Source organism: Telluria sp. PB2R4 (genome assembly GCF_059685695.1).
In genome coordinates this window covers 127,250-139,931 of sequence record NZ_JCASIC010000010.1, presented here as the reverse complement: position 1 = coordinate 139,931, position 12,682 = coordinate 127,250, and the positions used below count along the sequence as shown (strand labels likewise).

Genomic DNA, 12,682 nt, shown 5'->3' with positions numbered 1-12,682 from the left:
TAGACCCGCTATTCTTGCCGACGTAGGCTGGGTTCGGGTTGGGTCGCTTGCCGCCGTTGTTACCACTTCTCGCCTCCATTGAATCGCTGAGCAGGGCGAACGCAGGCCAAGGAGTCCCTGCGTCGTCGCCGGACGTCCCTCCCGCAGACTACGGAGGACATCATGGACGTCAAGGTCGACTTCAAGCTTCAGAACCAGAAATCCTCGGGCGCATGGGCCAGCTTCCTGCCCGGCGTCTGGCAGGACCGCATCAACCTGCGCGACTTCATCCAGCACAACTACACACCCTACGAGGGAGACGGCGGCTTCCTGTCCGGCCCCACCGAGCGCACCAAGGCCCTATGGCAGAAGCTGGTGCCGCTGATTGCCCAGGAACGCGAAAAGGGCGTGCTCGACGTATCGCAGGTGCCATCCAGCATCGTGGCGCACGAGCCGGGCTACATCGACAAGGATAACGAGATCATCGTCGGCCTGCAGACCGACGCGCCGCTCAAGCGTGCCATCATGCCCTTCGGCGGCTGGCGCGTGGTCGAGGCCGCCCTCAAGTCCTACGGTTACACGCCCGACCCGCTGCTGGGCGAGATCTTCAGCAAATACCGCAAGACCCATAACGACGGCGTGTTCGACGCCTATACGCCGGCGATCAGGCGGGCCCGTTCCTCGCATATCGTTACCGGCCTGCCCGATGCCTACGGACGCGGGCGCATCATCGGTGACTACCGCCGGGTCGCGCTGTACGGCGTCGACTTCCTGATCGGCGACAAGCAGCGCGAGAAAGGCGAACTGGACGACCGCCATTCGACCGAGGAGGTGATCCGCCTGCGCGAGGAACTGTCCGAACAGATCCGCTCGCTCGAAGAACTCAAGGAGATGGCGCAGCGCTACGGCCATGATATTTCCGCGCCCGCGGCGAATGCGCGCGAGGCGGTGCAATGGACTTATTTCGGCTACCTGGGCGCGATCAAGCAGCAGAACGGCGCGGCGATGTCGGCCGGCCGGCTGTCGAGCTTCCTCGACGTCTACTTCGAGCGCGACCTGCGCGACGGCATGCTCACCGAGGAGGGGGCCCAGGAGATCATCGACGACCTGGTCATCAAATGGCGCATCGTGCGTTTCCTGCGCGCGCCGGAATACAACGCGCTGTTCTCAGGCGACCCGGTGTGGGTGACCGAGACCCTGGGCGGTATGAGCGAGGACGGCCGCACGCTGGTGACCAGGACCGCGTTTCGCATGCTGCAGACGCTCTACAACCTGGGCCCGGCGCCGGAGCCGAACCTCACCGTGTTCTGGTCGCTGCGCCTGCCGGAGGGCTTCAAGCGCTTCGCGATCAAGACCTCGATCGACACCAGCGCGATCCAGTACGAGTCCGACGACCTGATGCGCCCGAAATGGGGCGACGACTGCGCCATCGCCTGCTGCGTGTCGGCCATGCGGCTGGGCAAGCAGATGCAGTTCTTCGGCGCGCGCGTCAACCTGCCCAAGACCATGCTGTACGCGCTCAACGGCGGTCGCGACGAGTTGAGCGGCGAGCAGATCGGGCCGGCGCTGGCCCCGATCACGTCAAGCGTGCTCGACTATGACGACGTCATGGCGCACCTGGACCCGATGCTCGACTGGCTGGCCCAGACCTATGTCAACGCGCTCAACGTCATCCACTACATGCACGACAAGTACTGCTACGAAGCGATCGAGATGGCGCTGCACGACCGCGATGTGCTGCGCACGCTGGCCTGCGGCATCGCCGGCCTGTCGCACGCAGCCGACAGCCTGTCGGCCATCAAGTATGCCCAGGTGCGGCCGATCCGGGACGAGCGCGGACTGATGGTCGATTTCGATGTCCAGGGCGAGTTCCCCTGCTACGGCAACAACGACGCGCGTGCGGACGAGATCGCCACCATGCTGGTGACGACGATGATGAACAAGATCCGCAGCTACCCGACCTACCGCAATGCCGTGCATACCCAGTCGGTGCTGACCATTACCTCGAACGTCGTGTACGGCAAGGGTACCGGCAGCACCCCGGACGGACGCCGGAAGGGCGACCCGTTCGCGCCGGGCGCCAATCCGTCCAACGGACGCGATACCCACGGCGTGATGGCGACCCTGATGTCGGTGGCGAAGATTCCCTACGACGACGCCGAGGACGGCATCTCGCTCACGCTGTCGGTGGTGCCGACCGCGCTGGGCCCGGAGGACGAGCAGGTCAAGCGCGGAACTGATGCGCTGGACGCCTACTTCGGCAGCGGCGGCTTCCACATCAACGTCAACGTGCTCAATCGCGAAACGCTGGAGGACGCGATGGCGCATCCCGATAAATACCCGCAGCTCACCGTCCGTGTGTCCGGCTATGCAGTCAATTTCATCAAGCTCACGAAGGAACAGCAGCTCGACGTGATCAACCGCACCTTCCACGGCACCATGTAGACGGCCATTCTTGAGGAGGCCATCATGAGCCACCACCAGCCATCGCTCTCCGGGAGTCCCTTCGAGTTTCACCTGACCCGCCAGGGCGCCGACGAGGTGAAGGCTCATCATTTCTACGCCGTCCAGGCGTCCGACCTCGAAGAGGAGCAAGAGGGTGACGACATGATCGGCTACGTGCACTCGTGGCAGGTGGGGAGCGCGGTAGACGGCCCGGGGCTGCGCTTCGTCGCCTTTTTGTCGGGCTGCCTGCTGCGCTGCCAGTACTGCCACAACCCGGACACCTGGCACAAGCTCAACGGCCGCCAGGTGACGGTCGGGCGCGCCATGCAGGAAATTACGAAATACGCGCAGGTGCTCAAGGCCAGCCGCAGCGGCATCACGCTGTCGGGCGGCGAACCGATGGTGCAGAAGGCCTTCATGATGCAGATCTTCCGGCGCTGCAAACAACTCGGCCTGCATACCTGCATCGACACCGCCGGGCGCCTCGGCGCCCGTCTGAGCGACGACGACCTGATGCAGATCGACCTGAACCTGCTGGACATCAAGTCCGGCGATCCGGCGACCTACGAGAAAGTGACCAACCACCCCTTGCAGCCGACGCTCGACTACGCCAGGCGGCTGTCCGAGCTCGGGCGCCCGACCTGGGTGCGCTTCGTGCTGGCGCCTGGCCTGACCGATGACTGGGACAACGTGGAAAAAGTGGCCGACATCGCCGCCGGGATCAGGTCGCTGGAGCGGGTGGAGATCTTGCGCTTTCACCAGATGGGCCGCGACAAGTGGCACAAGCTCGGCCTCGACTACCAGATGGAAGACGTCGAGCCGCCCGAGCCGGAACTGACGGAGCGGGTGCGCGGGCAGTTCCGCAGCCGCGGACTGACGGTCTATTGAGGGGAGGACGAACATGGAATTCGTGAAGAATTTGCTTGAGCAGCAGCCGTTGATGGCCTTGTTCCTCACCATCGCACTTGGCTACCTGGTCGGCGAAATCAACCTCAAGGGATTTTCCCTGGGCGTGGGCGCGGTGCTGTTCGTCGCGCTCGCCATCGGCTGGTTCGCGCCGAAGTCGGCGCCGTCGCCCATGGTCGGCACGCTGGGCCTGGCGATGTTCCTGTATGCCATCGGCATCCAGTACGGCAAGCAGTTCTTCATTGGCCTGAGCAGCATGAAAGGGCTCAAGGCGAACACCATGGCGCTCACCGGGGTGCTGCTGGCGGGCGTGGTCAGCGTGATGTTCATCCAGCTGGTCACGCCCGGCCATGCGCTCGGCCTGTTCGCCGGCGCCGGCACCAGCACGGCCACCTTGCAGGCGGCCATCACCACGCTCGGCAACAACGATGCGGCGGTGGGCTACTCGGTCGCCTACCCCTTCGGGGTGGCGGTCCCGATCCTGATCCTGTATCTCACCTTCATGTTCATGAAGCCCAAGATCGAGCAGAAAAGCGCCAACCTCGAGTTGCTCGAGATCGCCCTGCGCAATCCGGCGCACATCGGCAGGAAGCTCGGCGAAGTGATGACCACGCTGCCCGCCGGGGTCCAGATCGTCGCCCTGCGGCACTTGAATCACAACCTGCCGGCCTCGCCCGACATCATCATCGGCGAGGACGACGTGGTGCTCGCCACCGGGCCCGACCACGAAGCCCTCGACCGCCTGCGCATCGACCTGGGCGAGGAGGCGCCCGGCCGCATCAGCGACGACCGCAGCGACATGGACTATATCCGCCTGTTTGCTTCCAAGCCGGCGGTGGTCGGCCACCGGCTCGGCGAACTTTCCCTGCCGGGCGGCGCCGGGTCGCTGGTGGCGCACGTGCGGCGCGGCGACGCCGACATGCTGCCCAGCCGCGACCTGGTGCTCGAGACCGGTGACCGGGTGGGGGTATTGGCCAAGCGCGACGACTTCGCGGCGCTGCGCAAGTATTTCGGCGACTCGATCAAGGCCACAGCCGAATTCAGCTACATTTCGATCGGCCTGGGCATGGCGCTCGGCATCATCATCGGCCTCGTCAGCATCACCATGCCGGGGCTGGGCAAGGTCAGCTTCGGCCTGGCAGGGGTCCTGATCGCCGCGCTGGTGCTGGGCAAGCTGCGCCGCACCGGCCGCGTCAACTGGACCATCCCGCTGTCGGCCAACCTGGTCATGCGCAACCTCGGGCTGACGCTGTTCCTGGCGCAGGTCGGCATGTCGGCCGGGCCGAAGTTCGCCGCCACGGTCTCGGCCACCGGCTTCCTGATGCTGGGCCTGGCCACGGTCGCCGTGCTGGCCCTGGTGCTGCCGGTACTCGTTATCGGGCTGTTCGTGTTCAAGATGCCCTACGACGAAGTGGCCGGCATCGTCGCCGGCGCCACCGGCAACCCGGCAATCCTCGCCTACGCCAACAAGCTGGCGCCGACCGACCAGCCGGACGTCGGCTACGCCATGATCTTCCCCGGCATGACCATTGTGAAGATATTGTTCGTCAACCTGATCCCGGCGCTCATCCTATGAACGAGCGCAGCCAGCCTGCCGAGGACGCCCTGACCCGGGGGGCGCCGCTGTTCACTTTCGATGCATATTCGCCCCAGGAGGTCGCCACCCTGGTCAGGAAAAGCGGGGTCAAGAAGGCGGGCCTGCCGCTGCTGCCGCAAGTGATGCTCGCCATGCTGGGCGGCGCCTTCATCGGACTGGGCGCGCTGTATTACGTCATCGTGCGTTCCGATCCCACCCTCGGTTTCGCGGCCAGGCAGGTGCTGGGCGGCGGCGTGTTCAGCATCGGGCTGATCATGGTCGTGGTGGCCGGCGCCGAACTCTTCACCGGCAACAACTTGCTGGTCATGGCCAGGGCGCACGGGCTGATCACGACCAGCCAGGTTCTGCGCAACTGGACCATCGTCCTGTTCGGCAACCTGGCCGGCGCCATCGGGCTGGCGCTGCTGGTCTACCTCGCCGGACACGCCGCCATGAACGATGGTGCGGTCGGACAGGCCTACCTGAGCATTGCCGCCGGCAAGGCCTCGCTGCCGTTCTGGACCGCGTTTTTCAGGGGCGTGCTGTGCAACGCACTGGTGTGCCTCGGGATCTGGATGAGCATGGCGGGGCGCAGCGTGGTCGACAAGGTGGTCGCGCTGCTGTTTCCGATCTCCGCCTTCATTGCCGCAGGCTTCGAGCACAGCGTCGCCAACCTGTACTTCTTCTCGATGGCCCTGCTGCTCGCACCTGCCCCCGACGCGGCGATGGCAGCCGCGATGGCGCACAATCTCGCCGCCGTCGTGCTCGGGAATGCCGTCGGCGGCGGGGTGCTGGTCGGGCTGGTGTACTACCTGATTTACGTCCGCGGTCTGTCCACCAGGGGCGAGCGCCCTTAGAGCGCTTAGCGCTTTTCCTTGCTGATCTGTTGCAGAAGCTTGAAAGCTTCGCGCTCGATCATCGGCTCCGCGTCCGCGAGCTGCTTGCTCGCATTGACATAGGCGGCGCGCTTGCGCTCCTTTTTCTCTTCCGGCGGGACGACCGGCTTCATGCCCGCCATGATGATCTGCGAGCCGCTGTTGTACTTCCGGTGGATGACCTGCTTGCCGTAGGGCGTGTTGTAGAAGCGGGTCATTTCAAGCGCGGTCTCGGGCGAGATGACCGGCGCCAGCGCCGGCGCCATGCGTCGATGGACTTCCGCGGGCGGCGTCCGGTCGAGCTTGGCAAACACGGCCTGGCGCTGCGCATCGCTGCCGTAGCGGCTGCGGGCCGCGACGCCGCGCAATACCTTTTCGACCTGCATGGCGCTGAGCAGGTTTTGCACGGCCTGGACGTGCGTTGGGGCGGGCAGCGCCGCCCGCGTGGCGGGCGCAGGGGCGGCGGCATGCAGGGGGGCGGCGAAGACCAGCGACAGGCTGAGCGCGGCAGGGACAAGATATTTCATCGGTTTTTCCTTCGGATTAATCGAACGCCCACGAGTACAACACGTCGAGCGCGGTATTGGTGCCGGTCTGGAACTGCAGCGTGATCCTCGGCGTCCACTTGTAGCGCAGGCGCACCAGGCTCGAGGCCGTGGTCGCGCCCTGCTCGAAGCTGAGGTAGGTGCGTGACGAGATCCGCTTGCCGACCGTCACCACCGTACTCTCCAGGCCGCCGCTTCCGCCGTCGGCCTGCCTCAAGCCCAGCTCGTCGACGCCGAGCGAGGTGGCCAGCTTCTGGGTAATGCCCCCGGTGCCGCCCTTGCCGCCGAGCAGGGCGGCGGCGGCTGCCGCCAGCACGTCCTTCTCGTTGCCGCTGGCGCCTTCCATGCCGTGGCCGAGCACCAGCCAGGACAGCTTTTCGCTGTCCGGCACGTTCGGCGTCGACACCAGCCGCGCTTCCGGCGAGCGGGCCGTGCCGCGCACCTGCACGCCGGCTTCCACATTGGTCTCCGACAGCTGCTCGCCTTCGGGCTGCGCGCGCACCGCCAGCACGTCGAGCGCCGGGTTGTCGTAGGCGCCGCTGAAGGTGATGACCGCGCGCCGGATGTCGAGCTTCTGGCCGTAGGCGGCGTAATCGCCCTCGACCGCGCGAATGGTGCCGTTCACGCGCGGCGCGCCGGCGCCGACCTTGCGCACGCGGACATTACCGGCCAGGGTGGCGTCGATGCCCAGGCCCCGCAGCCTGAATTCATCGCCCAGGTCGGCGCGCAGGTCGATGGTCAGGGGCAGTTCCTGTTTCTGGTTCGATGGCTGCGGCTGGGCGCCACCCTGGCCCAGCACGATGACGTCATCCGACATGGTCGGCCGGCCCTGCGGCGCGAATTCGATCAGGGCGCGGTCGGCGCGCACATTGCCCTCGATGGCGAAGCGCTCGGCGTCGCGCACCAGCGAGGCCTTGCCGCTGAGGACCACCGTGCGGTCCGGGCGCGACAGCGCTTCCAGCTTGTCCAGCGTCAGGCGCAGGTCGGCCGCGGCCAGGCCGCTGGAAAAGCGCAGCGAGCCTTCGGCCGAGGCGCTGCCCTGGCGGCCCTCGAAGTACAGGCGCTGCAGCTGCAGCTGGTCGCCGGCGAGGCTTGCGCGCAGTTCGCCGTTTTGCAGGCGCACGCCCTGTTCCGGCCAGCGCACCGCCAGCTTGTCGCCCTGCACGCTGCCGTCCAGGCGCGGGGTGCCGATGGTGCCGCTGCCCGTCAGGGCCAGGCGCAGCGCGCCGTCCAGTTCCAGACCGGACTGCCCCGCGAACGAGGCCAGCCAGGCGATCGAGCCCATGTTGGCATTGGCGCTCAATCGCAGCGGGCTGTCGCGGTCCAGGCGCCCCTGCAGCAGCTGCGCCGTGGCGTCGACGGTGGCGCTGCCGGTGCGGGCGCCGTCCAGCTTGACGCCGACGCGCAGGGAACTGCCGACCACGTCGGCGCGCGCTTCGAAGCTGCGCAGGCCCAGCGGCACCGGGGTGTCGCCGCCGGCGATCACGTCGCCTTTTTCGCGGAATACGTGCACCATGCCGTCCAGCGCCGGGGCGCCGCCGGTGGCGGTGGCTGTGCGCAGGTCCAGTTCCCACCTTGCGCCCAGGGTCAGGTCGCCGCGCGCATTGTCGCGGATGGCTGGGGAGAACTGCGACAGGTAGGTCAGGGGCACGTTGTCCGCATGGCCGCGGCTGGCCCAGCGCGGGCCGTTCTTGACCAGCGAATCGACCGTAATGCTGCCGGCCGGCAGCCGGATCACTGCGCCGTTGAAGGCGATGTTCTGCGGCTTGGCCAGGCCCATCACGCCGCTGCCGGGGGCGCCGCTGATGCGCAGCGGGACCGGCGCCTGCAGCGCCATCGCGTAGCGGCCGCGGTTCTGCAGGGCGGCCAAGGTGCCGCTCCAGGTGTCGCCAGTCCAGCCGCCGCGCACTTCCAGGTTGGCGTCGAAGGCCTCGCCGACGGCGGCGGCGCGCAGGGTGTGGGCGCCGCGCGTGCCTTCGGTTTTCAGGCTGGCCGAGGCGACGCGGGTTTCGCCACTGACGTACTCGGTGATCTGGATGTCGCTCGCCAGGGCGTCGCGGGCGCCGCGGCCCGCGCCCAGGTTGGCGTTGGCGCGCAGCGTGCGGATGCTGTGGGCGCCCAGCAGGCGCAGGTTCTGGCCTTCGAGTGCGGCGGTGAGCGAAGGCATGTCCATGGTGCCGGAGAGCGTGCCCTGGCCGCGCAGCACGCCGCCGAAGTCGGGACCGAGCGCCGCCAGTTGCGGGGCATCGATGCGCCAGGCCAGCTGGTCGGCACCCAGGCCGAAGCTGCCCTTGGCCGCGACCACGTTGGCGCCCACGTGCAGGTCGACGTCGGCGTTCGAGATGTGACGGCGATCGGCGGTGAGCCTGGCGTGGCCCCACAGCGGCGAATTCGACAGCGTCGAATCCTGCACGCGCAGGTCGAGCGCACCGCGCCAGTCGGCGCCGCTGCGGCCGCTGGCGTCGAACGTGCCATTGATCGACCCGGCCAGCGGCGAGCCGAAGGCCGCCGGGTTGAAGCGCTGCATCGCGCCGCGCATTTTCGCCTCGACGAAGCGCGCGCCCTCGGCGCCGGCCAGCCAGGCTTCGCCGCTGGCGCGCAGGTTGCCACCCGCATTCTTGCGCTGGGCCGCGACCCAGCCGAGGCCATTCGCGTTCACGTCGAATGTCGTGCGCGGCGCTGCCATGGTGCCGGTCGCCACGCCACTTGCGACAACGGCGCCATACAGATCGCTGCGCACCGCCGACAGTTGGCGGCCGTCGAGGCGCCATTCGAGCTTGTCCCCGGCCGCGCCGAAGGCGCCGTTCAGGGCGACCGTGTTCTGGCCCAGCGCCAGGTCGGCATCGATGCCGCTGATGCGCTTGGCGTCGGCATGCAGCTTGCCTGCGCCCGACAGCGGCTGGTTCAGCAGGCGGCTGCGGCGCACGGCGAAGTCGGCATCCACGCGCCAGGCTGGCGCCAGCGCGCCGGCCACGTTGACGCTGGCATTGATGTCGGCCTGCGGGAAGTCGCCGAAATCGGCCGGGTTGAAGCGGCTGGCGCTGGCGCTCGCCTTGAAGGCCTTGTCCTCGAGCAGGTTCATGCTGCCGGTGACGTCCACCCGGCTGCTGCCGCTCAAGATGCGCGCTTCGCGCACCGTCACTACATTGTTTTCCAGTGTCGCCAGCGCGACCAGGCGCAGGGCCTTGTCGGCCAGGTTCGCTTGCAGCGTCTGCGTGTTGCCGGTATTGGTCACCTGGATGTCGCCGCGGATGCTTGTGGGCTTCATGGTGGAGTAGATTTTCTTCAGGTCGAAACGGTCGGTATGCAGCGTGAAGCGTGCAGTGCCGATGCCGTCCTCGTCCTTTCCGCGCTGGACGCCGCCGATGCCGGTGAAGCGCCCGGCGTCGCCGAAATCCATCAGCACGTCGGACACCTGCAGCGCATTGAGGTTGCCACCCAGCTGGCCGCGCATGCTGCGCAGCGGCAGGCGTTGCTGGTCGATCGTGCCTTCCGGCCCGTCGTTGGTGATGCCGACGCTGCCGCTGATGTTGCGGTTCGCGTCCAGCTTGCCGGCGATGGCAAACGTCAGGTCGGCGGTCGGCAGCGCCGGGTTGAAGAAGCCCGGGTCGACGTTGCGGCCGTTGATGCGCATCGCGCGCAGCGGGATCTCGGCGTAGGGCGAGATCTCGAAATGGGCGTCGCCGGTCGCGCGGCCGGCCTGGCCGCTGGCGTCGACCAGGGTGTACTCCAGGTTGCCGCCGACCTTCAGGCGCAGCTGGGCGGCTCTCGCGCCGGCCTTGGCCTGGGACTGCGTCAGGCTGGCGGTGGCGTCGAGCTTGAACGGGCGCTGGGCGCCGATGCTGCCGCTAGCCGCCACGTCGCCCCAGGGCGTCACGGCGGCGGCGTCGCGTACCTGCCAGCGTTGCTTGTTGCCTTCGAGGCGCAGGCGGATGTTGTCGATGTGGGTTTCCGCGCCCTTGTTGACGAAGGTGGCGCGGTTCAGGCGCGCATCGTCGATCGAGACGGTGAAGGGCGGCGCCAGCTTGACCGGCATGGTCGAGGGCTCGTCGCTTTCCTTGAGCGTCTCGACGCGCAGGTTGGCCGCATGCAGCGTATCGATCAGGATGCCGCGCGAGACGATCTGCCCCGGCGACCAGTTCAGCTTGATCTTGTTGGCGATGACCAGCTGCTCGTCGGTGCGCCAGACCACGCGGTCGATGGTCATGGCGCCATACAGCGAGCCGCGCACGCCGGTGAGCGTCAGCTTGCCGCCGGTGGAGGCCGCGACCTTCTGCGCGATCATCTGCAGCGTGGTCTCGCGGCCCAGGTACCAGAGCGTGCCGCCGACGATCACGCCGGTCACGACCACGCCGATGGCGACGCGGCGCAGCCAGCGGCGCTTGTGCGGTGCGCTCGCCGAGGGCGGCGCTGGCGCCGGTGAATTGTCGTTGGTGTCCATCAGAACGTGAATCCCAGGGAGAAGTGCAGGCGCGCCTTTTTCACGGCATGGCCATAGGCCAGGTCGACGTTGATCGGGCCGACAGGGCTGCGCCAGCGCGCGCCGACGCCGAAGCCGGATTTCGGCTGCAGGTCGCCGACCTTGTCGGCCGCGTTGCCGACGTCGTAGAACACGGCCACGCCCCATGGCGGGCGGAAGTAGTACTGGTACTCGGCGCTGGCCGTCGCCAGGTACTTGCCGCCGACGATGGCGCCGTTTTCGCGCACGCCCAGTTCGCGGTAGCCGTAGCCGCGCACCGACTGGTCGCCGCCGGCGCGGAACAGGAAGGTGCTCGGCACGCCCAGCTTTTCCTTGGACGCAACCGCGCCGAACTCGCCGCGCAGGATCAGAGTGCCGGCTTCGCCGAGCGGCTTGAACATCTGTCCGCGCAGGTACAGGCGCAGGAATTTTTCGTCGGTCAGGATCGGCAGCAGCGCGCCGCCCAGCTGGCCCTGCAGCACGTAGCCGTTGGTCGGCTGGATCAGGCTGTCGAGCTTGCGTTTGGTGATGGCGTAGGTGAGCGGCAGGCTGCGCGTATTGGTGGACGGATTCGGCGGCACTTCGCGCTTCTCTACCAGCGCCTCGAGCGTCAGGCTGCGTTCGAGCAGCGGCGAGCCCCACTGGCGCCGCGCGGCCACCGTGGCCAGGGTGGTGATCTCGCCGCGCACGTCGTTGCGCTCGATGCCGGCGCCGACGCTGTCGTTGTAGCCCTTGGAGGTGGTCGGCCAGAAGAAGTCGGCGCGCGCGGTCTGGCGCTTCTGCTCGTAGATCAGGTCGCTCTTCATGCGCTTGCCGAACACGTTCAGGTCGTCGTAGCTGCCCTGCAGGCGTCCGCCGGTGTCGGTCGAGAAGCCGACGCCGACCTCGACGTTCTTGCGCAGGTTCTCGGTGACGCGCACCAGCACCGGCAACACGGTGGGCCCGGTGGGCGGCTGCGGCGTGGCGGCGCTGGTAGCTGACCCTGCGTCGGGGTCGTCGTCGCCTTCCTTCAGCTCCTGCAGTTCGGCGTTGAGCACGGCGCGCATGTCGGCGCTCACCTCCACGCTGCTGAAATAACCCGTGTCCTGCAGGCTCGATTGCAGCGCGCTCAAGGCCGCCTCGCTGTACTGGTCGCCCGGCCTGATCTTGTTCAGGTTGGTGATGACCTGGCGCGGGTAGCGCTTCAGGCCGCGGATGCGCAGTTCGCCGAAGCGCATCTCGGGGCCGCTGTCGATGACCACGCGCAGCTTGGCGCTGCGTTCTTCGGGATCGACGGTGGCGCTGGTGTCGACCAGGCGCGCGCGCGGGAAGCGCGTCTGCGCCACCTCGCGCAGCAGGCCGCGCTTGGCGGCTTCCCAGTCCTCCTGGCGGAAGCGTGCGCCGACGGGCAGCGTCCAGCGCTGGCGCAGGGCGCCGGCGTCGAACGGTGCGCTGCCCTCGTCGATCGGGGCGAAGCCCTGCAGCACCAGATCGACGTCGCTGACGACCGTTGGCTGGCCGGGGTCGACGATGAGGCGCGCCACCGGCCGCCCGCCAGCGGTGTCGAGCCCGGCGGAAATCTTGGGCGAGTAATAGCCTTCGGTGGCGATGTAGGTCTTGGCCTGGGCAGGGGCTTCCTTGACCAGGCGCTGAAGCTGTTCCATGTCCACGCGCGAATTGCCGCGCCAGCGCATCAGGTCGAGATTCTCTTCGAGCATCTTCTCGAGCTGGCGTGGAGCCTCGATGCGCACCTGGTAATCGATTCCCTGGGCACCGTTCTGGGCGTGCAGTGCCGTGGCAAATACCATTGCCCCGACGCCCGCCAGCAGGCGGGGCAGGGGACGCAGGCCAAGAAGGTAGCTAGGGATCGGTCTTGCAGGAAACATAGCGCTCCGATAGAAGTTTCCTGGCAATCTTA

Annotated in this window: 7 protein-coding genes; 4 read left to right on the top strand and 3 right to left on the bottom strand. The window is 67.6% G+C overall.

What is annotated here, in order from left to right; all coding sequences use genetic code 11:
* The first annotated feature begins 162 nt into the window (after positions 1–162).
* The 4 genes from pflB to AC56LU_RS17070 are packed head-to-tail and all read left to right on the top strand — an operon-like array spanning position 163 to position 5,763.
* On the top strand, positions 163–2,424 hold the full coding sequence (gene pflB, locus AC56LU_RS17085; protein ID WP_497176813.1) for a formate C-acetyltransferase: 2,262 nt from the start codon (positions 163–165) through the stop codon (positions 2,422–2,424).
* Between the two features lie 24 nt (positions 2,425–2,448).
* Positions 2,449–3,312 (top strand): pyruvate formate-lyase-activating protein, encoded by an 864-nt coding sequence (gene pflA / locus AC56LU_RS17080; RefSeq protein ID WP_497176812.1) that lies wholly within the window; start codon positions 2,449–2,451, stop codon positions 3,310–3,312.
* Between the two features lie 13 nt (positions 3,313–3,325).
* Positions 3,326–4,906: an aspartate:alanine exchanger family transporter gene (locus tag AC56LU_RS17075; RefSeq protein ID WP_497176811.1), complete on the top strand. Its 1,581-nt coding sequence runs from the start codon at positions 3,326–3,328 to the stop codon at positions 4,904–4,906.
* A complete protein-coding gene (locus tag AC56LU_RS17070; protein WP_497176810.1) occupies positions 4,903–5,763 on the top strand; it encodes a formate/nitrite transporter family protein in 861 nt (286 codons plus the stop codon). The genes AC56LU_RS17075 and AC56LU_RS17070 overlap by 4 nt, the downstream gene beginning before the upstream one ends.
* 5 nt (positions 5,764–5,768) lie before the next feature.
* On the opposite strand, the gene AC56LU_RS17065 is transcribed toward AC56LU_RS17070, so the two are convergent.
* Genes AC56LU_RS17065 through AC56LU_RS17055 form a run of 3 tightly spaced genes read right to left on the bottom strand, consistent with a single transcriptional unit; the run spans position 5,769 to position 12,650 of the window.
* Positions 5,769–6,308: a hypothetical protein gene (locus AC56LU_RS17065; RefSeq protein ID WP_497176809.1), complete on the bottom strand. Its 540-nt coding sequence runs from the start codon at positions 6,306–6,308 to the stop codon at positions 5,769–5,771.
* A gap of 16 nt (positions 6,309–6,324) precedes the next feature.
* Positions 6,325–10,767: a translocation/assembly module TamB domain-containing protein gene (locus AC56LU_RS17060; RefSeq protein WP_497176808.1), complete on the bottom strand. Its 4,443-nt coding sequence runs from the start codon at positions 10,765–10,767 to the stop codon at positions 6,325–6,327.
* The gene (locus AC56LU_RS17055; protein ID WP_497176807.1) at positions 10,767–12,650 is read right to left on the bottom strand and encodes an autotransporter assembly complex protein TamA; all 1,884 of its coding nucleotides are present in this window, start codon (positions 12,648–12,650) and stop codon (positions 10,767–10,769) included. Before AC56LU_RS17055 ends, AC56LU_RS17060 begins: the two co-directional genes overlap by 1 nt.
* Between the last annotated feature and the right edge of the window lie 32 nt (positions 12,651–12,682).